The sequence below is a fragment of the Pseudomonas sp. J452 genome (assembly GCF_024666525.1).
Classification (GTDB): Bacteria; Pseudomonadota; Gammaproteobacteria; order Pseudomonadales; family Pseudomonadaceae; genus Aquipseudomonas.
Genome location: NZ_CP088294.1, coordinates 3525931 through 3552645, shown reverse-complemented (window position 1 = coordinate 3552645; position 26715 = coordinate 3525931). Strand labels below are relative to the sequence as shown.

Genomic DNA, 26715 nt, shown 5'->3' with positions numbered 1-26715 from the left:
ACCACCATAATTAAGAGTTCTGCTGCTCAGTTGGCACAGGACAAGAAGCCACATCCGCCTGACATGTTTCAAGTGCAATTTCCAAAACAGCTATTCTGTCTTTTACTCTTTTTATTCTAGCGCGATGATCTTTACCCACTATATTATTAGCGTCATCAGGCCTTAACTGCCTCAATCGACGCTCTAATGCATCTCTTAGAACCTGCAAATCAGCTTTTATCTCACTACACGACACGGGGACAGGTTTATCCAAAATCCAATTTTCATCATTATGATAGTCATCATCCCACCAATCACTATCATCATCTGCGCCATCTTCCCAGTCATCTTCCCAGTCACCCTCTCCCCACTGATCCTCCTCCCACTCACCAGCATTATTCGCAACATTCCCGCTATTTACTGCTGCAGAAACACTTAAATAGACAACAGCAGCAATGAAGCCACCAACCACAATCGCATTTGTGCCACTTGGATCAATATACCGTAGCGGGCGACCTCCGACATAAGCATAATAATTTAGACCTCCAGCGATTCCAATTGGATCACTTTGCATATATCGGCCGAGGCTCGCATCATAGTCTCGGTAGTAATTATAATGCAGCCCGGTTTCCTGATCGAAATACTGCCCTGGGAAACGCAGTGGGTTATTGAGGGCATTGAGCGTCACTGTCGCTTCGCCAAAGGCCTGAGTCTTAGCACGCCACGTCACCTCCCCACTCTTCAGGAAGGCCACTTCCGGCGTACCCAGATGGCTAGTGCCGTAGTAGTGCACTTGCAGAGCTGAGCCTTGAGCATTCGACTTGGCACGCGTGAATAGCGGCTGACTCATCCATGGCGCGGTCGGGTTGTAGGCATACTCCTGCAGCAATTCGCCCTGAGCGTCGTACTCGCCTACTAGCCCTTCTTCGCTGTACAGGTAGTAGGTGGTCGTGCCCTGTTGCGGCAGGGTCTTGCCGATCCGTTGCCCCAATGGGTTATAGGTGTAGCGGGCCAGCACCTGACCGTTCTTCTCCACCTCCACCAACCGCGCGCGGGCGTCGTACTGATACAGCCAATGGTCGATGGCGCCGCTCTGGATCAGGCTGCCATCAGCCTGCAGGGCACCCCGCTCGATCAAGTGGCCATCGCGGTTGTAGCGATAGCCGATGCCATCGTGACTAACTAGCTGGTTATGGGAGTTGTACTGCCACTGGCCGATATCCAGCTCGTCTTTACTGACGGCCTCGTCCAGACGGTTGCCCACACCGTCGTAGACATAGGCTTCGTTTTTGCGGCCATCCCCCTCGGGATACTTGGCCTCGGTCAGGCGGTATAGCTTGTCGTAGTCGTAGGTGGTCTTGCCGCCCTGGCCTTCGATGGCGGTGATATTGCCCACAGCATCGTAGTCATACTGCCAGCTCAGCATCGGATTGCCGGCGGCATCCTTGAGCACCCGGCTTTCGTAGCGCTGCAGCCCGTCGTAGCCCAGGCTGTACTGGTTACCACCAGGAAACAGGATGCTCTGCGGCCTTAGCCAGTTGAAGTCCTGGAAGCTGATGCTGCCTTCGTCGGGAATGCTGACTCCGGCCAAGCGGCCATGCGGAGTGTAGCGGTAGCCGTAACTCTGCTGTTCCGGCGTGGTGTAGCTGGTCTTGCGGCCGTTCAAATCGTAGATGTAGCTGATGGTCTTGCTGAAAACCGGATCGGCCTGTTTGTAGGTGGTTGTGATGCTTTCCACCCGACCTAGCACATCGTGTGTGTAGATGGCCTTGCTGGCTTCATCTTCGTAGCTGGCCAGTCGATTAAGTACATTGTAACCGTAGGTGGTGGTGCCATTCGTCTCGTCGATCTCTACCGCCGAAGTCGTGGCGAAATGATCGATGCGCAACAGGTGATTGCTGTCGTCGTAGTGGTAGGTGCTGACCCGGCCATCCGGGGTGGTGGCCTGCTTGAGATTGCCAACCTTGTCATAAACGTAGCGACGCTCTGTCGTCGGCGTATCACCATTGCCAGCCTTGATTTCGCTCGCCACTGCATCGCGGGCATCGTAGCGGAAACGAGTTATACGCCCCGCCGGATCAGTAACTTGGACCATATTGCCGCGAGCATCGTAGGTAAAACGAGTCACACCACCTTCGGCATCGGTGCTGCTAGTTAACCGTCCCAGGTTGTCGTAGCTGGGGCGAGTAGCGTTTTGTGCAGGATCTATCCACTCTGACTGCAAACCATCTGCCAGATAGCGAAACTGGTCTCGCTGAGTCTTAACCTCACCACGCTCGCTATAGAGGCGAGCCTCACTCAGCCGTCGCTCACGGCTATCGTATTCGTAGTTTTCTTGGTAAGTCGGATAGTCGACACCAGACAACCGATCCTGCTCATAGCGATACTGTGCAGCATTGCCTGCTTGGTCCTTACTCGTCTTCAGACGGCCTCGGCTGTCGTACTGCCTTTCGACCCGATTACCATAGGGGTCCACCACTGCCACCAGCCGCTGACTCGCATCGTACTCAAACTGAGTCCGCGCATTCGCCGCGTCGGTAATGCTCTTCGGCAGCCCCGTCGCATTCGGTTCTATGACTTGAGTCGCCCCATTTGGCGCCCGCACGCTGACCCGCTGCCCCAGGTCGTCATACCCGTACAACGTCTCCTGATTGAGCGGTGTCTTCAGGCTCTTCAGGTTGCCCACCGCGTCATAGGTACTGGCCCAGGTCTTCTCCAAGGCATTGGTTACGCTCAGCACATTGCCCAACACATCATGGGTGTAGCGGGTTTCGTAATTCAGCGGGTCTCGGGTGAGATTGCGGTTGCCCTTACCGTCATAGCCGTAGTTCCAACTCGCCGCCGGGGTCTGCGCCGCCTCGTCACCAGGACGGTCTTCGCCTTCCAGTTGGCCCAAGGCGTTGTAGCGGTAGCCGGTGCGGGTTTCTTCCGGAAGCCCCGCCGCTTCGATCAACTCGATCAGATTGCCTTTACCGTCGTAACGGTACTGGGTCTTGATCCCCCGCTCACTGATCTCTTCGGCGATGCGGTTGGTCGCCGGGTCGTAGCTCTTTCTGATCTCGCTGCCATCGGCGTACTGCACGCGGATGGTCTGGCCGTAGCGGTTGTACTCGGTCAGGGTGCGGTTGCCGTGGGCGTCTTCTTCGGTCATCTGCGCCACGTAGGGCGATGGCGCACGGCCCTGGCGTTGGGAGATTTCCTTGGTCACGGCCAGGCTTTTGCCGCTGATGCGGTAGGCCTCGGCCACTTTGCTCATGTCGCTGGAGCGGTCCGAGAGCAGGTAGCTGCGGCTGAACTGGGTCTCGCCGTCCAGTTGCTCACGCACCAGTTGACCCAGACGGTCGTACCACTGTTCTTTGACCAGGCCCGCCTGGTCAACGCTGCGCACGTAGTACTGTTCCTGGGCTTCGTCGTAGCTGTAGCTGTACTGGGTGAAGCGACCATCCGGCAGGCGGCGTTCCTGCACGCGGTCGTCCTTGCCGAGGACGAAGCCGGTGCGCTGTTGCAGCGGGTCGGTGTAGCCAGAGAGGCCGTTGGCGTCGTAGTGGTACTGCCAGCGTTTGCCGAGCACGTCGGTCACGGCGCTGAGTCGGTTGTTGCTGTATTCGTATTTGACTTCGCGGCCGCTGTAGTCCTTGACGCTGGTCAGGTTGCCGGCGCTGTAGGTCAGGGTGATCAGGCTCTCGCCGTGGTGATCCTTGATCTCGGCGATGCGCCCTTCGCTGTCGCGCACCAGGCTGGTCCGAATGCCGTTGTGGTCGGTGTAGCCAGTGATGCGGCCCTGAGCGTCGTATTCGTTGCGGTTGCCTTGGGTGTCTTGCCAGCGGTAGCCCGCCAGGCCGCGCTGCAGGGCGATCAGGGTACGTTGCGGCAGGTTGTTGAACGCGATGTCCTGGCCTTGCGCGGTGCTGCTCGCGCGCAGGTAGCTCTGCCCGGCGCGAACGATGGCGTAGGGCTTGTCGGCGTTGGCCGGGTCGGCGGCGCCCTGCGGCGCGGACGCATCGGCGGCGCCGAGCACTTCCAGGTCGGCCCAGCGCTCGTTCCACACCCACTTGCCGCCCTTCCAGCTACGCAGGATGCGCACCGGCGCGCCCAGGGCCTGCACCTGCAGGTCGAGCACATCCAGCTGCAGACGGCCTTCGGCGTAGTGCGGGGTGGCGAAACGATGGTCGATACCCGGCTTGGCCTGTGCCAAGCCAGCCCCCATTGCCAGTACGCCCCCACACAACCACAGGCCCAAACGGCCGAAAATACCCTTAACCACAGCACGCACTCCCTTAGTGCCTACCCCGATGGGGCAGGCATCCTTTTCGTTATCTAGTTATTTGCCGCCGCCGTTGGCACCCAGGCCCGGGCAGTTACCGCTCTCGCAATTCGGCGATGGTACGCACTGCTGATCGCTGACCGGCGTTGGCCGCGGGATGAAGCTACCACCCCCGCTACCGCCCCAGCCCCCCCCAGGACCCCGCACCACCAGCCACACCACAGCTGCCACCACCGGCGGAGTGCCAGGCCACATTGGCCCGACCCGATACACGAACACCGTTGGCGCAGTAGCTCGCATAGCTGACCACGCCCTGGTAGTTGAAACTCCAGCAACCGGCCGCGCCATTCAGCTCGTCGTCCGGATCGAAACTCTGCAGGGCGACGATGCGGTACGGAATGATCACCACGTCCCCGGCATGCAGGGTGTTGGGCACCGAACGCAGGTACTCGATCTTCGCTCGGGCGTCGCCCGCTGGCAGCGAGGCCGTCACATCATCCGCACGCACCAGGCCGTAGTTGGTCAAGGTCAACTCACCTTGCAGCACATCGCCTTTGCGCATCGCCGGCAGGTTAATCGACAACGGCTCGATCATCACCAATGCAGTCGGCACATTGGTCTTGAAGGTGGCATCCAGGATGACCTCGTAGCGATCCTCCAGGGTGATTTCCTTGACCGACCACTCCACGGTGACCAGCTTGCTCATCAGGAACACCTGTTCGGCCTGGGTCATCCCCGGCTTGATCCATAGCTGCCCGGCCAGATCCTCGTGGTCCCAGGCCGAGACGCGGTAGGTGTATTCACCGGCCGGAATGTTCTCCAGCAGCGCCTGACCGCGATTGTCGGTGGTGACGCTGTATTCCTCCGTCAGCACGTTGCGGTTTTGCAGTTTGATCTTGGCGTCGGCCAGGCCGGGGATCAGCTGGCCGTTGTCATCCCGGGTGCCGGTGTAGATGTCCGATGCCTGGAAGATCACCCCGCCCTGGCCCGACTGAGTCACCGCCGCTTCCATGGCGACATCCACCTGCGGGTGGTTGTCGCTCTGAATACGCAGGGTGACGTAGTAGTTGCCCTCCGCCACCCCATCGCCCGGTTTGAAGGCGATATTGAGCGGCACGGCCGCGCCGACTGCCAGATCGCTCAGGCGTTCGGCACTGCGCAGGCTGACCCATTCCGGCAGTGCGCCGCCCTCGCTGTTGTGCAGACTCAGGCGCACATTGCGCAACACGTCCAGACCGGTGTTCTTCAGATTGACGGTCTCGACCTGTTCTTCACCACCGCGCTTGAGGCCGGTACGGATCTGGTTAGGGCTGACGTTGATCACAGGGCGCGCCTCCACCAGGCTGTACTGGATGCGCGTCTGCCCCAGCGGCTTGCTCAGCCCATCGGCGACGACGCGATAGTCCAGCAAACCGCTGGCTGCGGCACTGTTATCGCCGCTGATGCGCAGGGTCAGGTTGCCGCGCTTCTGCGCCGCCAGGTTCAAGGGCGGGCTGGCCAGCACCTTGATGCCCACTGGCAAGCCACTGCTGCCGGTTGGCTTGACGTACTCCAGGCGCAGGTTGTTCAGCGCCGTGTCGTGACCTGCATCGACCACAACGGTCACCAGTTGCTCGTAGTTGCGTGGGAATTGCGTGCTGACGCTCGACGGTGAAACGGAGGCGCCCTGGATCAGGAACTGTCCATGCTGTGGCCGCGTCGCGATGTTCGGGTGCACCACAGACACTTGATAGTTGCCGGAGTCGGCCACTGCCGTCTGATGCTCATAGGAGAACTGGCCCAGGGCATCGGTGGTGACACTGACCACCCGCTCGAAGCCACGCACGGTGAGCACGATCTTGAGGTCAACATTGGCCAGCGGCTGGTCATCTTCGCGCTTGAGGGCGCGGCCAGTGAGCAGGACCTTATCGCCGGCCTGTAGCTGCTGCGGAGCGACCTGAGTCAGCTCACCGTAGTAGGGACTTTCCACCAGGGTCATCTCGCGACTGCTGCGCAGGCCGCGAATCTTCTGTTCGGTGGGCAGGCCGGTCTGGTAATGCAGGTAATCCGCCTCCAGACGCAGGCGTACCTGATCGGGCGCAGCCACCGGCACAGCAATGCTGAAGGGCTCGGTTTCCACGGTGTCCAGCGCCCCGACGCGGAGCACGGTACGGCCGTCACGTACGGTCACCAGACCATTGCCCAGATTGGCCTTGATCGGCTGGCTGGCCAGCACGTTGCCTTGCAGGTCCTCGAGCACCAGACGCATTTCGTCCGACGCCTGGCTGCCATTGGCACGGGCGGTAACCAGTTCGGTTGCCACGTCGCTGGGGTTTTCCAGACGCAGACGAACCTGGGCCGCGCCACCCCGCGTCAGATCATCGGCCAGCAGCTGTACCAGCAGCGCGTTCTCACCGGCCGGCAACGATTCGCGGCGCTGGATCAGCACTTCCTCGCCCGGCTGCGGGGCATAGATCAGCTCACTGCTCAGCGGCACCACACCCGGCAGCTCCGGATAGCCGCCGATCACCACCGACACTTCCTCGAGGCTGCCTGGGGCAACCTCGAAGTAGTCGGAGAGGTGCTGCTTGATCTCGCCATTCACCTCGGTACTGACGCGCAAACGCAGGCGCCCCAGTTCCAACGCGCTGTTGTTGCTGACCCGGTAGTAAAGGGTATTGAACAGACCGCGCTGGAGTTGCTGGTCCGCGCGCAGCTCTGCACGCAGGGCCGGTAGCAACAGCGCATGCGGCAGGCTTTCAACACCCTGGGCATCCACCGCGGTAATGCTGTAGCGGCGGTCGGCAGTCAGTGGCAGCGTCAGCCCCTGGTCCTGGTATTGCTTGACCTGGAGCAACTGGCTGTTGAGCTTCTGCGTGCTGCCTTCGGCACCGACATAGACGTTGTAGCCCACAACATCCTGGCCGCTGTGATCCCACTGCAACAGCGGTGGCTCACCTTCATGGGAGACCAGTTTCAGGTCGCGCACCGGCAGCAACCCGGCATTCAGGTAGACGGTATCGGCCGGGGCGGACTCGTTGCCGGCGGCGTCCACCGCCGTCACGGTGTAGGCGTGCTCGCTGTCGGAGGGCTGGCTGTCGAGGGCAATCAGCTCCGGAATCTTGCTCTGCAGCGCGGTACGCCCCGCAAGAGTGATCGGCACATCCTGGCCGACGTCGGCACGGTACAGGTTGTAGCTGTAGGCACCGGCCTCGGCAGGTGCCTGCCAACGCAGGACCACACCCGCACCATTCATCTCGGCCTGCAACTGGCGCGGGGCCGAAGATGCCTGACTGTCCACCTCGACCCGCACGGCTTCGCTGGACTGGCTCACTGCTTCCTTGCCTTCATGTTCGCGAATGCTGGCGACCTGATAGAAGTACACGCCATCCGCTTGCGCCGCGACCGGCAGGTTGTCTTCGAAGCTTGCCTCGCGCACCCGCGCCAGCTCGCTGAAGCCTTGCTCGGCTTCGGCCCGGCGCAGGATGCGGTATGCACTGGCCTCAGCCACTGGCTTCCAGCCCAGCACCACACGCCCCGCAGATACCGCCTTGCCGCTCAGCCCTTGCGGGATGTCCAGCGGCGGCAGGGTTCCCTGGTACACCTGGAAGTCGCGGCGACCCTGGATGCGCTCGCTGCGATTGCCCAGATCGTCCACCGCCTCGTAGGCGAAACCGAGCAGATCCACCTGCTGCTGGCCGGCGGCGCTGGGTAACCTGAAGCTGCCGGTGTAGATCGGGCTACCTGGCTGCGACTGGGCATCGCGGGTCAATGCAAGCGGGCTGCCTACTGACTGGCCATTGAGTTGCGGAGCCAGCTGCGGCATGCCCGTCGGCTCATCGCTGAGGCGCAAAATCACCTGCACCTCACGACCCTGATTGTTCGCGACCAGGTTTTCCACCGGGCTCTCCGGCAACAGCGACAGCTGCTGGACATCCGGTCCCTGGGTGTCGATGCGCAGGCTCTTGCCTTCGATGATCTCAGTGCCTTCGTTACCCACGTTGTCGTAGGCCGATACCCGCGCATACAACAGGCCCGATGGCAGCGAGGTGGTGATGTCGAAGCTGCCCTGGTAATACAACGGATCGTTGGCGGCCTGGGTCATGCGCACCGGGATGGAGGCGCCTTCCGGCACGTCCAAGCTGAGGAAGGGGGCATTACGCAGCTGCTCGCTGACTTTCACGCGTACATCCACACGTCCTTGGGCATGACGACCATCTGCCGCAACCTGACCTTGCGAGGTGTAGGTGATGCTGTCGACTCGCGGCAGTACGCGATCAGCCGTCGCCGACTTCTGCGCCGACAGGGCGCTCTCCGAGCCAACCTTGTTCACGCTGACGACACGGTAGTAGTAGGTCCCATCTGCTGTCGGCTTGTGGGTATAACTGGCCGCCGCAATCGGGCTGCTGTTGATCCGGCTGGCGCCGCTGTTCTCGGTGAATGGCTGGTTGGCTACATACAGGTTGTAACCCACTGCCGTATTCGGCGTGACCGCCCCCCAATTCAACTGGACCACACCCTGAGTCTTGCCAACCGCCTGCAGGCCCTGCGGGGCATCCGGCAAGGTGGTGTCCAGCGTCACGCTGAGAGGATCGCTGTCATCGCCGAAATCGCTGCGATTGGCATGGCGCAGGCGCGCAGTCAGCTGGTTCTCGCCCTCGGCCAAGGTGACCGGCAGCAGAACCTCGCCACTGCCAGCCAGGTCGAACTCACCCGCCAGTAGGTCGCCATTCAACTCGACCTGGGCCAACGCATTGGCCTGCCCGCGCACGATAAGCACCTGCGCGGCAGTGTTGCTGGTCTGGGCCTGGCTCTGCAGGCGCAGCGACGGCTTGGCCGGTTCTGCCAGTGCAACATCGAGTTCCACACTGGTCTCGCTGAGATTCTCCAGTGTGTCGTACAGCTTCAGCCCCAGCCTGTGCTCGCCATCGCTGATACGAACCAGATCAAGGGGTTGGCGGTAACCCGTAGCCGATTGGATGGCCTGCCCCAGGGGCTGACCATCCAGGCTCAGCTCTATTCGGGAGATACCCGACTCATCGCTGGCCTGCAGTTGCAGCTCACCCAAGGTGGCCAACTCGCCGCCGCTCAGCAGGTCGACAGTTCCGGCCACACTGTTCCAGCTCAATTGCGTGAGCTGCGGGCCAGCGGCATCGGCCTGTGGTTTGACGGTGAATGACTGGACCTGCGGGTTCTCACCACCCGAGGTATTCACTGCCGTCACGGCAACATGGTAGGTCTGATCGTTCTGCAGGCCCGCCACCGAACCGCTCAACTGTGTCGCGCTGCGCGACAGGCGCGGAGTCATGCCATTCACCGAGTTGAACGGTGCATCAGCGATATAGACGCGGTATCCGCTGAGCAATGCCGCGGGTTCGGCAGCCGACCAACTGACATCAAAGCGGTTGGCAAACGGTTCCAACTCGACCCCTTGCGGGTTGGCCAGCCACGTGACGCCAGGATTGCGGATACCGGCACTCTCGTTGTCGTCGGCGTCCACAGCCACCAGCCTCAGCGGATACGCCTGCGCAGCAGCCAGACCAGTCAAGGTGTAACGCAGGCCATTGACCAGCGTCGCCAGCGGCAGATCAATACGCTGCTCGCCATTGGCGCCGACATACAGCGCATAACCCGACAGGTCTGCGGCACTATTGGCGCTAGTCTGCCAGCTCAGCTCCAGCTGATCCGCACCGGGTTTCACGTGCAGCCCGCCGACCTCTTCCGGCGGCAAGCTATCTTGCGGAGTCACGGCCAGCGACGTCACATCGCTCTGTTGCAGCCCCTGATGATCCACCGCAAGCACTGCGTAATGACGTTCTTCGTTACGCGTCAGGCCAGCGATCACTACTTGTTTGGTGCCACCCGGCACTTTCTGCAGCAGCTGGGCGCCCGCGATCGAAGTGAAGGCCTGGGCGGCGCTGTATACCTGGTACTCCTTGATGTCGTTGCCGTTGGCGACTTCATCGTAGGTCGGCCAGGACAATTTCACCGAGGTACCATTGCCACGCGGGTCCGCGCTCAGCAGCACATTCCCCGGTGCCTGGTTGTCGAAGCGAATCTGGAACGGCGTACGCGGACTGACGTTGCCAGCGGCATCGGTCTGATCGACGGTGAACAGGTTGTCGCCCGGGGAGAGGGTCAGGTCGTACTGCCAGACCGTACTGCCGCCGATGGTTACCAGCACATTACCGGCAATATTGCGGATACGAACTGTAGTGCCAGCCTCCTTGGAACCGGAGAAACGCTGCTTGCCACTCGTGGTAACGCTGGGGTAATCATTCAGAACCAGCGCCGCCGGCACGCTGTAGTCGAGATTGAAAGTGTTGGTTCCCGACCAGCGATTGCCGAAGTTGTCCTGCAGACGCACCTCGTAGGTGTAGCTCCCCTCTAACAGGGGACTAGAGGGCGTCAACCGCAAAACATCAGTGTCCAAGGTCAACGGCCCGGAGAGGGTGCTGCCCGAACGTTTCAGGACAATGCTGCTATTGGCGAGATCCAGCCCGCTACCTGCTTCAACGAAGCGTACCCATACGAACGAGGGCACTTCACGAATACTGCCGGAATGGGAGTACTGGGCCGGCGCAGGCTTCAAACTGTCGACGTTGAACTTCACCAGCGCTGCCGGCGATAGATTGCCAGCGGCATCGCGCGCTTGAATCTGCAGCTCACCCACACCCTCCGGCAAGGCGAAATCGGCGATATTCCAGGCGCCATCACCCAACGGCACCTGTTGCACCCCATTCACTAGCACCGCCGTCTGATCTTCCCGAGAGCCGCTGATACTCACCTTGCGCACTGTGAGTTCATTCACTGCGGGAGAGATCGCCGGTGCACTCACTTGGGGTACCGGCGGCGGTGCACGGTCGATGGTGAATGTACGCACAAAGACGTCGCTCGCTTCGTCTTCAATGCCATTGCCATCCTGGTCCATGCCGCGGCCTTGGGCAGAGCGAATGCCCGACACACGCAACTCATAGTCGCCATCAGCCAGGGCCGTACCCAGTTCAACAGTGTATTTCGTGGGGTTTACTGCGTTGATCGAGGTGATCGGAACCACCCCTGCCCCACCCTGCAGCCTGATGGTGTCTGTGTTGATGGAGGACGGCGAGACAGCATTGATGAAGTCCAGGCTAAATTGCTGGAGATCCTTATTGATCTGATCAACGAGGCTAGTCCCAAGCACAGCCGTGGAGCCAATGCGATGCTCCAGGTGCAACGATCCGACCCCGCCAGCACTGCTGCCACTTCCAGACGCAACACTGATCTGGCTGAGCGCATCGACATCCAGCAGCCCCGCGTAATAAATGGCGATACGCCCACCACCGCCCGCGCCCGCTGAACTAAGGCCATTACCACCGACAGCCTGGATACGGGTGGTGGCGCTGCCAATCAAGTGCTGAGCATTAACCCACAGCGAACCACCGGCACCACCGCCGATCATGCCGCCCGCTGCTCCGCTAGCGCCATTGGCGAGCAACTGGCCATCCAGTTGCAAAACGCGCGCGACCAGTGAGAGCGCACCACCGCCGCGGGTCTGAGCCGAAGAACTGCTTTTACCGCCGATACCGAAAGTAATCGGCATCAACTTGTCACCAAATACGGGGTTCACGCTGCCACCGTTGTAACTACCACCCAGCCCGCCATGGCTACCGCCGCAGTAGTACCCCACCGCCAGAGAGGCAAGCGAGCCTTTACCGCTGACATCGATCCGCGATGTCGCATCCACATCCACTGTGTCGGCACTGAGGTTGAGCGCCATCTCGACTGGCGAAGTCAGCACCGCCGAATTGCGCAGTAGCACCGACTCATAAGCGTGCGTGCCCGAAAGAGTCAAGGTCGCGCTATCGAGCAGTAGCTGCGTTTTGTTGCCAAGGGCGGGATCAAAAAGTATTTCACCTTTCAGTTCGCCAATGACCTTGTTCCAGCTCAGCTTGCCGCCGTAACTCGCACCACTGCTCAGATCCAGTAACGCCAGCGAGGCAGTCACTGGCACTCCATCGTTATTGAACACCAACTCTTCAGTACCGTTATCGGTGCCCTTCAGGTAGATGGAGCCTGCCGCTCCTGCCTGGGCATGCGTGGACAAACCACCTTTGGCCAGTACCTGAGTCACCAGCGAGCCCTGGTTCACCGCGCCGTAATACAGCGCCACGCGCCCCCCGCCGCCACCGCCATAGGTATAGACAGTCGATGAGCCACCACCATTCGCTTCAATACGGGCTTGTTGCCCCAGGCTTAGTGCACCCACCCTCAGGAGCAACGAGCCACCGCTACCAGAGGCATAACTTGCCGTATTGGTCTGGCCATTGGCCTGTAACAGGCCATCCAGTTTCAGGGTGTCGGCCTGCAGCTCAAATGCACCGCCACCGCGGGTGTAAGAGGAGCTTCCATTTCGGCCTCCGGAACCAAGATCTCTCGGCTCGCGGAAATCCCCATACGGTTCCAGAGAGACATATGACGAATAGTTGCCGCCCCTGCCGCCATAACTACCACCTGCGTAATAGATGGTGCCCGCGACACCTTGCTTACCCTTGGCGCTCACATCGATGCGTGATGTTGCATCCACCTCCACGGTGCCGGCCCGCAGGTTGATGGAAGCCTCCACGGGAGAAGTCAGTACCGCCGAATTGCGCAGCAGCACCGATTCATAGGCATGACTGCCCGACAGGCTCAGGGTCGCGTTGTCCACTACCAGTTGTACGGCACTGCTGACCACCGGATCAAAAGGCACTTTGCCTTTGATTTCACCTACAACTTTGTTCCAGCTCAGCTTGCCGCCGTAACTCGCACCACTGCTCAGATCCAGTAACGCCAGCGAGGCAGTCACTGGCACTCCATCGTTATTGAACACCAACTCTTCAGTACCGTTATCGGTGCCCTTCAGGTAGATGGAGCCTGCCGCTCCTGCCTGGGCATGCGTGGACAAACCACCTTTGGCCAGTACCTGAGTCACCAGCGAGCCCTGGTTCACCGCGCCGTAATACAGCGCCACGCGCCCCCCGCCGCCACCGCCATAGGTATAGACAGTCGATGAGCCACCACCATTCGCTTCAATACGGGCTTGTTGCCCCAGGCTTAGTGCACCCACCCTCAGGAGCAACGAGCCACCGCTACCAGAGGCATAACTTGCCGTATTGGTCTGGCCATTGGCCTGTAACAGGCCATCCAGTTTCAGGGTGTCGGCCTGCAGCTCAAATGCACCGCCACCGCGGGTGTAAGAGGAGCTTCCATTTCGGCCTCCGGAACCAAGATCTCTCGGCTCGCGGAAATCCCCATACGGTTCCAGAGAGACATATGACGAATAGTTGCCGCCCCTGCCGCCATAACTACCACCTGCGTAATAGATGGTGCCCGCGACACCTTGCTTACCCTTGGCGCTCACATCGATGCGTGATGTTGCATCCACCTCCACGGTGCCGGCCCGCAGGTTGATGGAAGCCTCCACGGGAGAAGTCAGCACCGCCGAATTGCGCAGCAACACCGACTCATAGGCATGACTGCCGGAAAGGGTCAGGGTGGCGCCATCAACGATCAGGCGCTTGCCGTCATGCTGAAGGTCTGTCGAGGCTATGGTGGTATTGCTCTGAATCAGCAGTTCTTCAGACGCAGAGACATCGAGCACGATACCGGCCATCAGCAGGCCAGCACAAAAAAACCCTAGGAGTCCTTTCATGAAGCGCCCTGACTCATAGAGCAACCAGACCTTGACCGGGCTCGACTCGCCAGACAGAGGAAGACCCAGATTGCCTGACCTGGGGGACTCACAATAATCGCTATAGCGCGGATTTTTTCTAACGAGCAGGGACTGCCGAAGTAGCGAAAGCCACCGGTCAGATTGAAATAGAAGCCGAGCTTGAAAAGACGCTCAGCAAGCGCAGTGACCGATCCCGCCATCCGCCCAATAGCACAGCGGAGCAAGCTTCCGAATCCTTTCATTCAAATCCCTTTGACTTACCTAATAGAGCCGCGAGCACTGCGCGCTGATCGTGGATGGCACCGCTGACGGGTATCGGCTGCTGGCGCAGTAAACCCACGATTAAAATAACGGGGCTGTCGTATTTCCGAATATGCGTCTAGAAAAGTCGAAAACGCGCCACCTGTGATTATCCTGATATTCAGATGAGCTCTGCAAGTATCTTGTCTTTATTCGATTTTGATCTTCACCGTTTTTCTCCCACCCCAAGACCCGCCCCCCCTTCGTTAGTGGGCTCTCATCTCTAGGTCAAGCTCTGCAGGACCAGCGCGCGGTAAAAGGCCACTACCACCGCCACCGACATCACCCCTCCCCGTACGCTCGTACGACCAGCGAAATATCTGGCCGAACCAGCAACCTGCCATTCACCTCAACCACGGGTAGATCGTAAAGCTGGGTGCTAATCCCCAGGCTCTCCATCTTCTGATGCAACCCGTCCGCAACCGCACCGTCATCGACAATGCGGTAATCGAACTCGATGTTTTCTCGAGTCAACCCACTACGCATCTGGCTGGTAAACCCGCAGCTATCACGCCCGTAAACCACCACATAAGGTGAGCCGGACGAGTAAGCCAACGTCGAGTCGTGCGGCCGGAACGTCTGCCACCCTTGGTATAAGCCGACCATCACGATGAGGCACAACACCAATCGCTTCATATTCAAGCCCCTTCCCCTTCAAGGCGCGTCACTGCCCGAGCATCCAGATGGCCAGGTCGACAGCAAAGCATGCCGACCTGGACGACCTCTTACTTGCCGCCGCCGTTGGCGCCCGGGCAGTTACCGCTCTCGCAATCGGTAGGCGGCACGCATTGCTGGGCCGTGCCGGTGGGTACGGGCTTGGGAATGACGGAAATGCCGCCACCCGTACCGCCACCACCCCAGCCGCCCCAGCCGCCGGCGCCACCGCCGGTGGCACCACCGCCGCCACCGACACCGCCACCCGAACCGCCACCACAGGAGCCGGTGCTGCCGTTGGAGGTGAAGGCCGTACTGGCCTGGCCATTGACCACCGTGCCGTTGGCGCACTGGCTGCTGTATTTCACGTTCACCGGGTAGGAGAAGTTCCAGCAGCCGGCCGCACCATTGAGCACGTCCTCGGGGTCAAAGCTCTGCAACGCCAGCACGCGGTAAGGAATCACCACCACATCGCCAGCGTTGAGGGTGCTGGGCACCGGGCGCAGGTATTCGATCTTGGCCCGCGCATCACCGGCCGGCAGGTTGGCCTGCACATTGTCCGCGCGCACCAGCCCGTAGTTGGTCAGCTCCAACTCGCCCTGCAGCACATCGCCTTTGCGCATTGCCGGCAGGTTGATCGACAGCGGCTCGATCATCACCAGTGCAGTCGGTACGTTGGTTTTGAAGGTGGCATCGAGGATGACCTCATAGCGGTCCTCCAGGGTGATCTCCTTGACCGACCACTCCACGGTGACCAGCTTGCTCATCAGGAACACCTGTTCGGCCTGGGTCATGCCCGGCTTGATCCACAGCTGCCCGGAAAGGTCGTCGTGGTCCCAGGCCGAAACCCGGTAGGTGTATTCACCGGCCGGGATGTTCTCCAGCAGGGCCTGACCGCGGCTATCGGTGGTGACGCTGTACTCCACGCTCAGCACATTGCGGTTCTGCAGTTTGATCTTGGCGCCGGCCAGGCCCGGAATCAGCTGACCGTTGTCATCCCGGGTGCCGGTGTAGATATCCGACGCCTGGAAGATCACCCCGCCCTCGCCCGACTGGGTCACCGCCGCTTCCATGGCGATATCCACCTGCGGGTGGTTGTCGCTCTGGATGCGCAGGGTGACGTAGTAGTTGCCTTCTGCCACCGCCTCACCCGGCTTGAAGGCAACGCTGAGCGGTACGGCCGAACCCGCCGCCAGGTCACCCGGACGCTCGGCACTACGCAGGCTGACCCAGGCCGGCAGTGCGCCGCCCTCGCTGTTGAGCAGGCTCAGGCGCACATTGCGCAACACGTCCATACCGGTGTTCTTCAGGCTGATGGATTCGACCTGCTCTTCACCACCGCGCTTGAGGCCGGTACGGATCTGGTTCGGGCTGACATTGATCACTGGCTGAGGCGCTACCAGGCTGTACTGGATACGCGTCTGGCCAATCGGTTTGCTCAGCCCATCGGCAACGACCCGATAGTCCAGCAAGCCGCTGGCTGCCGCACTGTTGTCGCCGCTGATGCGCAGGGTCAGGTTGCCGCGCTTCTGCGCCGCCAGGTTCATGGGCGGGCTGGTCAGCACCTTGATGCCTGCCGGCAAGCCGTTGCTGCCCGCTGGTTTGACGTACTCCAGACGCAGGTTGTTCAGCACGGTGTCGTGTCCCGCCTCGACCACGATGGTCACCAACTGCTCGTAGTTGCGCGGGAACTGCGTGTTCACCGATGCCGGCGAGAAGGACGCACCGGACACCGTGAAGCTGCCATGCACCGGACGCGTCGTCAGCGCGGGGTGTATCACCGATACCTGGTGAACGCCGGAGTCGGTCGAACGGGTTTTGCGCTGATAACTGAACTGGCCCTCTGCATCGGTGGTGACATGCACCGTCTCCTCGAAGCCACGCACGTTCAGCAGCACTTTCAAGCCGACATCCGCCAGCGGCTCCTGAGTGTCGCGTTTGAGCGCACGGCCACGAATGACCACGCTATCACCCGCCTCAACCTGCGCAGGCTCTATCGAAATCAGCTCACCGACATAAGGCGTATCACTGAGCGTCAGCTCACGACTGGCGGACAAGCCAGGCAAGGTCAGCTCGCCCGATTGCCCGGTGAGGTAATGCAGTTTGTCGGCGACCAGGCGCACACGCACCTGCTCGGGTGCGGCACCGGGCACGCTGATGTTGAACGGACCGACCTCAAGGGCCTCGCCCGCCCCCACACGCGCCACGGTGCGACCGTCACTGACCATGACCAGGCCATTACCCACGGCAACCTTGGCGGACTGGCTGGCCAACACGTTGCCTTGCAGGTCTTCGAGGATCAGGCGCAGCTCGCTCGACGCGTCACGCCCGCCATTGCGCGCCGTCACCAGATCCACTGGAACCTTGGAGGGGTTTTCCAGGCGCACCCGCACACTCCCCACCGCGCCACGGGTCAACGTGTCTGCTTGCACCTGGGCCAGCAACGCGGTGTCACCGGCATCCACCGAGGCGTTACTGCGCAACGTCACCTGCTCGCCCGGTTGTGGAGCGTGGGTAATCGTCAACTGCAGCGGCACGACGCCCGGCAAGCTCGGGTGCCCGGCCACCACGACCGGAACCTCGCTCAGGCCGCCAGCGGGCACATCAAAGGCCTCGGACTGATGCGTCAGATAGCTACCGTTAACCTGCACCAACACTTGCAGACGCAAGCCTTTGAAGGCCTGGCTGCCATTGTTGCCCACCTGGAAGAACAGCTGGTTGAACAGGCCGCGCTTGAACTCTTGCCCAGGCCGCAGGGCGGTACTGAGCAACGGCAGCGTGAGGCTGTGCGGCATGCTCTCGACCCCATTGGAGTCGACCGCCGTCACGCTGTATAGGCGCTCTGCGCTGAGAGGCAGACTCGCCCCCTGATCTTGCCAGGTCTTCGCGCTCACCAGGCTGCTGTTGAGTTTCTGCCGGGAACCCTCAGCACCCAGGTAGATGTTGAAGCCTTCTACATCCTCACCGGTATGTTCCCAACTCAAGCTGGGAGCGCCCTCGACGGGCAGGTTGATCCGCAGATCGCTGACCGGCAGCAATTCGACCTGCAGTTGAACCACATCGGCAGGAGGCGACTCGTTACCGGCGGCATCCACCGCCGTCAGGGTGTATCCACGCGCACTGTCCGACGGTTTACTGTCCAGCGCAATCAGCTCCGGAATCTTGGTCTGCAGCGGTGTCTGTCCGCTCAGGTCAACCGGCTGGGCTGCAGCACTGGTGCGATACAGGTTGTAGGTGTAGGTGCCAGGCTCTTGTGGCGCCAACCAGCGCAGCACCACACCCGCACCATTGAGCTCGATCTGTACCTCACGCGGGGCACCCGGCGCCGTGCTGTCCACCACCACGCGCGCGGGGGCACTGGGCAGGCTCTCGGCCTCCTTGCTTTCATGCTCGCGGATAGAGGTCAGCTGGTAGTGGTAAGTACCATCACCCAAGCCGCTTTCCGGCAGGTTGTCTTCGAAGCTGAGGCCACGCACACGCGCCAGTGGCACGAACTGCGCATCGGCATCCGCACGACGATAGAGTTGGTAAACCCCGGCATTGCTGACGGCCCTCCAGCTCAAGGCGACTCGCCCTCCGGGAAGGGCTTTGCCCGTCAAGCCATCGGGGACAGCCAGAGGTGGCAACTGCCCCTGATACACCTGGAACTCCCGACTGCCCGCAATATGCTGGCTGAGGTTGCCCAGGTCATCGCTGGCCTGGTAGGCAAAGCTCAATAGATCGATCTGCCCCTGACCCGCCCCGACCGGCAAACGGAACATGCCGGTATACACCGGAGCGCCTGGCTGGGACTGGCCGTCCTTGCTCAGGCTGATGGCGCCTGGCTGGCTGGAGAGTGCTTCGCCATTGAGCAGCGGCTTGAGTTCCGGCGTGGTAACCGGCTCATCACTCAGGCGCAGGATTACCTGCATCTCACGCCCCTGGTTATTGGCCACCAGGTTTTCTATCGGGCTTTCCGGCAGCAGCGACAACTGCACGACATCCGGCCCGCGGGTATCGGCACGCAAGGTGTTGCCAATGGCGACCTCGGTGCCCTCGTTACCCACCGCGTCATAGGCGGAGAGACGCGCATAGAGCAGATCAGCCGGGACGGAGGCAGTCAGGTCGAAACTGCCACGGTATTGCAGAGGATCGTTGGCCACCTGAGCCATGCGCACGGGGATCGATGCCCCCTCGGGCACATCCATGCTGAAGAACGGCGCATTGCGCAGCGCCTCGCTGAAGCGCAACGACACCTCGATACGGCCCGGCGCATGGCGGCCATCTGCAGCCACCACGCCCTCGCTGCTGTACAGCGCTTCTTCGACCTTCGGCGCGACCCGATCGGCTACCGCGCTCTGCTGCCCCGACAGATTACTTTCCGAGCCCAGGGCATTCACGGCCGCCACACGGTAATAGTAGGTGCCGTCATTGGTCGGCTTGTGCGAGTAGCTGGGGGCGGAGAGCACGCCGGTGTTGATCTTGCTCACGCCGGCCTGCTCGAGCGCACTGAAGGGCTGTGCGGAAACGTAAAGGTTGTAGCCCTTGACGTTGTTAACCGCCGACCAGCTCAGTTGCACCTGACCCTGGGCCTTGGCTTGCGCCTGCAGACCTGTGGGCGCGTTGGGCAAGCTACTGTCGAGTACCACGCTGAGCGACTGGCTGTCGTCACCATAGTCCTGGCGGGTGGCAAAGCGCACCGCCGCCTGCAACGTGTTGTCGCCTTCCTGCAGGGTCAGCGGCCATTGCGCCTCGCCCTGGGCGGAGAGCGCCAGATCCTCGGTGAGCGATTGCCCATTGAGCTGCACACGGGCTCGAGCCAGCGGCTGCCCCGTGACCAGCAAGACCTGCTGCGCCTGATTGGTGCTGCTGGCCTTGCTCTGCAGACTGATCTGCGGCGCGCCCGGCGCCAGCAGATCCACTTCCACCGCCTGGCTCACCTCACTGAGGTTATCCAGGGTGTCATAGAGCTTGAAGCTGAGGCTGTAATCGTCGTCGGCTAGCTGGCTGATATCCCAGGGCAGGCGGTAGTCACTGCCGGCAGGCTGCATCTGACCGAGCGATTGTCCCGCCAGGCTGACTTCGATGCGGCCGATACCTGACTCGTCCTTCGCCCGCAGACGCAGCTCGCCGAGCTGACGCAGTTCATCATCCTCGGCAAGGTCCTGGTCGCCCTGCGGGCCGCGCCACAGCACCTGCAACAACTCCGGCCCCGTCGAGTCGGCCTCCGGCGTGATGCTCTGCGACTGCACCTGCGGGTTCTCGCCACTGCTCGCGTTGAGCACCGTCACCGCTACGTGATACGCCTTGTTGTTCTCCAGCCCGGCCACCTGGCCACTCAGCTGGCCTGGCTGCAGGCTGAGTCGCGGCTGCATGCCCTGTACGCTGGTGAAGGGGGCATCCGCCACATACAGGCGATATCCCGCGATCCATGGCGCGGGCGTCACGGCCTGCCAGCTGGCTTCAAAACGGCTGGAGAAGGCTGTCAATTGCAGGTCTTGCGGGTTGTTTAGCCAGGTGATGCCAGGGTTGCTCAGGCCGGCACTCTGGTTACCGTCGTTATCGACGGCCACCAGACGCAGGGGGTTGGCCGATGCTGGCTGCAAGCCGGTGAGGCGGTAGCTGAGGCCGGCACCCAACTCACTGAGCGGCAGCTCGATAACCTGTTCATCCGCAGCACCGACATAGAGGCGGTAACCCTTGAGGTCACCGGCCGCGTTGGCACTGGCCTGCCAATTGAGCAGCAGATGCTCGGCACCGGTCTCGACCTGCAGGGAAACCGGGATTTCCGGCGCCTGCACATCATCCGGCGTCGCTGCTACCGCCTGAACCTGCGGATTGAGCAAACCTTGTTTATCCACCGCGACTACCGCGAAGAAGGCTTGCTGATCCCGCGGCAGGTTTTTCAGGGTGATCTGTTTGATGCCGGCGTTGGTGTTCGCCACCTGCTGGGCCTGGGCAATGTTGCTGAAAGCGGCGGCGGCGCTGTACACCCGGTACTGCTGGATGTCGTTGCCGTTGTCGGCCTCGTTGTAACCGCTCCAGCTGAGTTTGACTTCGGTACCGCTGCCCTTGGGGTCAGCCAGTATGCTCACCGGACCAGGGGCCTGGTTATCGAAGCGGATCAGGGCCTCTGAAAGCGGGCTGTAGTTACCAGCCTGGTCATACTGCCTGAAGCTCAAGCGGTTATCGCCAGGCAGCAATGTAGCGGTGTAGCCCCATGTGCTGCCTGAACAGCAAATAGAAGTTAGTGGTGCCCCTGCACCATCGTAGATGTAGACCGTTGCGCCGTTTTCTCTTGTACCCGACAGGGTCACCTTGCTGTTGGTGGTGGTAGCCGGGTAGGCATTCAAAACAACAGCCGCCGGCGCGGTGTAATCCTGAGTGAAGCTGAAAGAGCTGACCTTCTGGTTACCGGCCTTGTCCTGCAACCGGTAGTAAGCGGTATAAGTGCCCTCCAGCAACGAAGAGCCTGGGATAAGAGTCAGGGTGTTGTTTTCCAGAGCGAGGCTACCAGCAATACCCAGATTGCCCTTCATCAGGGTCAGATAGCTATTGCCAAGGTCCAGCCCGGTACCGGTTTCAGTGAAAGTAACCGTAACCTTACTGGGTGCCCATCTTGATAGAGTGTAATTGGGATAGTAGCTGCTTACTGTCGGTGCAGTGCTGTCGATACTGAAGTTGAGCATTACCGCTTCGGACAGGTTGCCAGCGGCATCACGAACTTGCAGCTTGAGGCTGCTAGTGCCTTCAGGCAGCGGATAATTACTGACTGTCCAGGCACCCTCACCCAGGTCAACATTGACCACATCGTTCACCAGAATGGCACTTCGCTCAACGCGAGTACCTTTAAGGGTGACCTGCCGTACGTTCAGTTGGTTGATGGCAGGAGCCACCAACGGCGCGGTGACCTGGGGTGCAGCCGGAGCAGTGAGGTCAACTTCGAAACGCTTGAAGAAGAAGTCATCGGCTTCGTCTTCCGTACCGTTGCCGTTCTGATCCATCCCTAGCCCCTGCGCAGAACGCACCCCGGCCAGACGCAGCTCATAAACGCCATCCGTAAGCATCTGCGGCAGACGCACGCGATAGGTCACCGGGCTCAGTACATTGAACTGTACCGGCACAATAGCGCCCTCTGGCCCCTGCAGTTGCAAGGTTTGCGCATTGAGGCTGGTCGCGTCGATCGGCGTGCTGAAATCGAGGGTGAAGTTATCGAAGGCCTTCTTGCTCAGCTCCGACAAAGTGCTGCCTTGTACCACCACGGCTCCGGCGTGGTTCTCCAGATGCAATGAGCCCACGCCAGCCGGATAAACACCTGCACCAGGAGCAACACTCAACTGACTAAGCGGATCGAAACTTTCCAGCTGCCCATAATAGAGAGCGATACGCCCACCACCACCGGCCCCACCGACGCCCCTGGCATCGCCACCCCTGGCATGGATTCGGCTGCCTGCTCCTCCTCGCAGCAACTGAGTATTGACCCAAATCGAGCCGCCAGCACCGCCGCCGGCATTACTGCCCGTGAGCGGGACACCACCGTTGGCCAATAGCTGACCTTGCAGATCGAGCACCCGGCTGGACAGGAACAGCGCGCCACCGCCACGAGTGTAATAAGACGAAGAATTGCTGCTCCCACCAATACCTCGGGTAATTGGCCGCAATGGATCGCCGAAAGTGGGGTTCACCGACGCAGTATTGTTGTAACGCCCCCCCAAACCACCATGGCTGCCACCAGAATAGGTAGCTACTGCCAGAGAAGGCAGGTCGCCCTGTTCAGAGGCATTGATTTTGGAATCCGCTGAAACCTCGATGCTGTCCGCACTCACACTCAGGGGTGTGGCCGCGCCTACATAGGTGTTGAGCACCGAGGCCTGTAGCAAACGGATGCGCTGCAGGCTGTGCTTGCCATTGGCCAGTGTCAGGTTGGCGGCCTGTAGCACTAGTTCCAGATTTGGGGTGGCCTGTTCGTCGTAAGTGAGCTCGCCACTTAGCGAAGCATTGGCGTTCACGAAGCGCAGCGGCCCAGCAAAAGCCGGCCCAGTGCGTAGATCCAGATAACTGGAGGAAGCATTAGTGGTGGGCACACCGCTGTTATCGAACAGCAACTCCTCGCTGCCGCTCTGGGTGTTCTTTAGATACACACTGCCGGCGCCGCCCGCCTGAGCGTGGGTCGATAAACCACCGCGCGCAGTGAGACGCCCGTCCAGGGAGCCCTGCTCCAGTTGACGGTAATGCAGCGCCACACGTCCACCGCCGCCACCGCCATAGGTCTGCCCGGTCGCATGCCCACCACCATCAGCCCGAATAAGGGCTTGTGCACCCAGGCTCAAGCTGCCGACCTGCAGCAACACGGCACCACCGCTGCCCGAACCGTAGACTGAGCCGGTGATGGCTTGTCCATTGGCGAGAATCTGCCCGTCGAGACTCAGGCTTTCGGCCTGCAGCTCCACAGCACCACCACCACGCGTCCAATTGCTGGTGCTCGAGCTATGCCGCCCCCCAGTACCCAAGTCGCGCGGTAGACGGAAATCCCCATAGGTTGCTGGCGAGTAATAGTTGCTGTAAGCACCGCCACGACCGCCGTAGCTGCCACCTGCGTAGTGGTTGGTGGTCCATGTCGTGTTCGGACCATTGCCTTTTTCACTGACATCGATCTTGGAACTGACATCGATACTGATCTGCTCGGCACGCAGCTTGAGCACGGCACTGAAAGGCGTGGTGAGCGTCGCTGACTGCAGACTGACCTGAGCAAAGGCCTGCTCACCCGCCAGGCTCAGCGAGCCTCCACTCAGATGCAGACTGCGCTTCGCAGTCAGAACGGCGTCATAGACCAGCCCACCATTCAGCGAAGCATTGGCATTAACGAAGCGCAGCGGCCCTGCAAAAGCCGACCCGGTGCTTAAATTTAAATCACTGCTAGCGGCATTAGTTGTGGGTACGCTGCTGTTATCGAACAGCAACTCCTCGCTGCCGCTTTGGGTATTCTTCAAATACACACTGCCGGCGCCGCCCGCCTGAGCGTGGGTCGATAAACCACCGCGCGCAGTGAGACGCCCGTCCAGGGTGCCCTGGACCAGTTGACGGTAATGCAGCGCCACACGCCCCCCGCCACCGCCCCCATAGGTCTGCAAGGTCGCATGACCACCACCATCGGCCCGGATAAGGGCCTGTGCACCCAGGCTCAAGCTGCCAACCTGCAGCAACACGGCACCACCGCTACCCGAACCGTAGACTGAGCCGGTGATGGTTTGTCCATTGGCGAGAATCTGCCCGTCGAGACTCAGGCTTTCGGCCTGCAGCTCCAGAGCACCACCTCCAAGCGTCCAGTTGCTGGTGCTCGAACTATGTCGCCCCCCAGTACCCAAGTCGCGCGGCAGGCGGAAATCCCCATAGGTTGCTTGCGAGTAATAGTTGCTGTAAGCGCCGCCACGACCGCCGTAGCTGCCACCTGCGTAGTGGTTGGTGGTCCATCCGGTGATCGGACCTTTGCCTCTGGCGCTGACATCGATCTTGGAGCTGGCATCGACACTCACCTGCTCAGCACGCAATTTGAGTGCAGTCCCCGTCTGCGAGGAGAGAACCGCAGATTGTTGCAGAACGACCTGCTGGAAGGCCTGCTCGCCCGTCAAACTCAGCGAACCTCCACTCAGATGCAAACTGCGCTGTGCGGTCAGCCCCGCATCATAGGCCAGCTCCCCCCCCATCGAAGCATTGGCGTTAATGAAGCGCAGCGGCCCCACAAAAGCCGGCCCCGCAAGCAGATTCAGATAACTGGAGGGAACATTCGTGACTGGCACACCACTGTTATCGAACAGCAACTCCTCGCTGCCGCTCTGGGTGCTTTTCAGATACACACTGCCGGCACCACCGTGCTGGGCCTGGGTCGATATACCACCGCGGGCACTAAGCCGGCCCTCCAGGCTACCTTGGGCCAGCTCGCGGTAATGCAGCGCCACACGCCCACCACCACCGCCACCATAAGTCTGCAAGGTCGCATGACCACCACCATCGGCCCGGATAAGGGCCTGAGCACCCAGGCTCAAGCTGCCGACCTGCAGCAACACGGCACCACCACTGCCCGAGCCGTAGCTTGAGCCGGTGATGGTTTGTCCATTGGCGAGAATCTGCCCGTCGAGACTCAGGCTTTCGGCCTGCAGCTCCACGGCACCACCACCACGCGTCCAATTGCTGGTACTAGAACCTTGCCGTCCACCGGAACCCAAGTCGCGTGGCAGGCGGTAGTCACCACGGGTTGGTAGCGCGTAATACGTACCGTTGTAGCCGCCACCAGAACCGCCGTAGCTGCCGCCTACCCAGTAGTTGGTGGTCGATGCGGTGTTCGGACCATTGCCTTTGGCACTGACATCGATCTTGGAGCTGGCATCGACACTGATCTGGTCAGCGCGCAGCTTGAGCGCGGCAAATGACGATGTGGTGAGCGTCGCTGACTGCAGGCTGATTTGGGAAAAGGCCTGTTCGCCGGCAAGATACAGAGTCGCTCCCTTAAGGTGCAGACTGCGCTGTGCCGTCAGACTGGCGTCATAGGCCAGCTCACCCTGCAACGAGGCACTGGCGTTGATAAAACGCAGCGTCCCTGCAAAAGCGGGTCCAGTACTCAAATCGAGGTAACTGCTGACAGCATTACCGGTTACACCGCTGTTATCGAACAGCAATTCCTCGTTGCCGCTCTGAGTGTTTTTCAGATAAATACTGCCGGCGCTACCGTGCTCAGCCTGGGTCGATAAACCACCACGAGCGCTGAGCCGCCCCTCCAGGCTGCCCTGGGCCAACTGAGCGTAATACACGGCCACCCGACCACCGCCACCACCGCCGTAGGTCTGCGAGCTTGCATGACCACCACCATCGGCCCGGATAAGGGCCTGAGCCCCCAGGTTCAGGCTACCGACCTGCACCAACACCGAACCACCACTGCCCGAACCGTAGGTTGAGCCGGTGATGGCTTGTCCATTGGCGAGAAGCTGACCGTCGAGATTCAGGTTTTCAGCCACCAACTCCAGAGCGCCGCCACCGCGAGTAAACGGGGATGCATCGTTGTTGTATCGCCCTCCCGTGCCCAGAGAACGCGGAAGACGGAAATCACCATAAGTACCCGGCGAGTAATAAGTACCGTTGTAACCACCACCACGGCCGCCGTAGCTGCCACCTGCGTAGTAATTGGTGGTCGATGCGGTGTTCGGGCCATTTCCATTGGCACTGACATCGATCCTGGAGCTGGCATCAATGCTAACGCTGCTAGCGCTCACACTCAGAACGGAACCGGTAGCAGACGTGATACGCGCGTTGTTGCGCAGGGTCAGGGTGCCGAAACGGGTGGCACCGGAAAGAGTCAGGATGACGCCATCTACGATGACGTCATCGCTCTGATACTGCTGACTGTCTTGCGGCAGGCTGCTGTTGCTATTGATCACAACCTGCTGTGCCAAAGCCGGCAAACCAAGACCGAGGCCCACACCAAGCAGCAGGTAACGGGCTAATGCCAATCCGTTCATAGGGCCTCCTTAACAAACATCACCGGAGCTGCTTCATTGCTTGCGAGTTCATCCGCAGACCGCACACGCATGGGCGGCAGGCGTGACTCTTTACGACCCAAGACGAAGGATCGCCCGGCATCTTCATGAAGGAAGCTTTGAGAAAACATTGGGGTACTGATGACCCATGGCAGTCGCGTATCCGAGCGACCGCGATCGACGGCCTGATCCAGACCAAGACTCGCGATACCGGAATAAACAAGCAGATCAGGCTTGAGCAGATTCCCAGCCATTTCCGTTGCGGAAACTGCCGAACTGCAGGCCACAAGGCAGCAGGAAAGAGCGAGCTTTCTGAGTCCCTTCATACAAATCCCTTT

Annotated in this window: 5 protein-coding genes; all 5 read right to left on the bottom strand. The window is 60.8% G+C overall.

Features of this window, described 5'->3' with window-relative positions:
* Positions 1-10: 10 nt before the first annotated feature.
* Complete coding sequence (locus LRS11_RS16085; RefSeq protein ID WP_260493914.1) at positions 11-4243, bottom strand: RHS repeat-associated core domain-containing protein; 4233 nt, start codon at positions 4241-4243, stop codon at positions 11-13.
* A gap of 175 nt (positions 4244-4418) precedes the next feature.
* Positions 4419-13895 (bottom strand): hypothetical protein, encoded by a 9477-nt coding sequence (locus tag LRS11_RS16080; protein ID WP_260493913.1) that lies wholly within the window; start codon positions 13893-13895, stop codon positions 4419-4421.
* 603 nt (positions 13896-14498) lie between these two features.
* Positions 14499-14852: a glutaredoxin gene (locus LRS11_RS16075; protein ID WP_260493912.1), complete on the bottom strand. Its 354-nt coding sequence runs from the start codon at positions 14850-14852 to the stop codon at positions 14499-14501.
* Between the two features lie 89 nt (positions 14853-14941).
* A complete protein-coding gene (locus LRS11_RS16070) occupies positions 14942-26359 on the bottom strand; it encodes a hypothetical protein (protein WP_260493911.1) in 11418 nt (3805 codons plus the stop codon).
* Positions 26356-26703: a hypothetical protein gene (locus LRS11_RS16065; protein ID WP_260493910.1), complete on the bottom strand. Its 348-nt coding sequence runs from the start codon at positions 26701-26703 to the stop codon at positions 26356-26358. The genes LRS11_RS16070 and LRS11_RS16065 overlap by 4 nt, the downstream gene beginning before the upstream one ends.
* Between the last annotated feature and the right edge of the window lie 12 nt (positions 26704-26715).

Bases quoted from the DNA above. Each gene is read 5' to 3' on its own strand.
- LRS11_RS16065 (WP_260493910.1), bottom strand. From the start codon at position 26,703: ATGAAGGGACTCAGAAAGCTCGCTCTTTCCTGCTGCCTTGTGGCCTGC.
- LRS11_RS16080 (WP_260493913.1), bottom strand. From the start codon at position 13,895: ATGAAAGGACTCCTAGGGTTTTTTTGTGCTGGCCTGCTGATGGCCGGT.
- LRS11_RS16075 (WP_260493912.1), bottom strand. From the start codon at position 14,852: ATGAAGCGATTGGTGTTGTGCCTCATCGTGATGGTCGGCTTATACCAA.
- LRS11_RS16070 (WP_260493911.1), bottom strand. From the start codon at position 26,359: ATGAACGGATTGGCATTAGCCCGTTACCTGCTGCTTGGTGTGGGCCTC.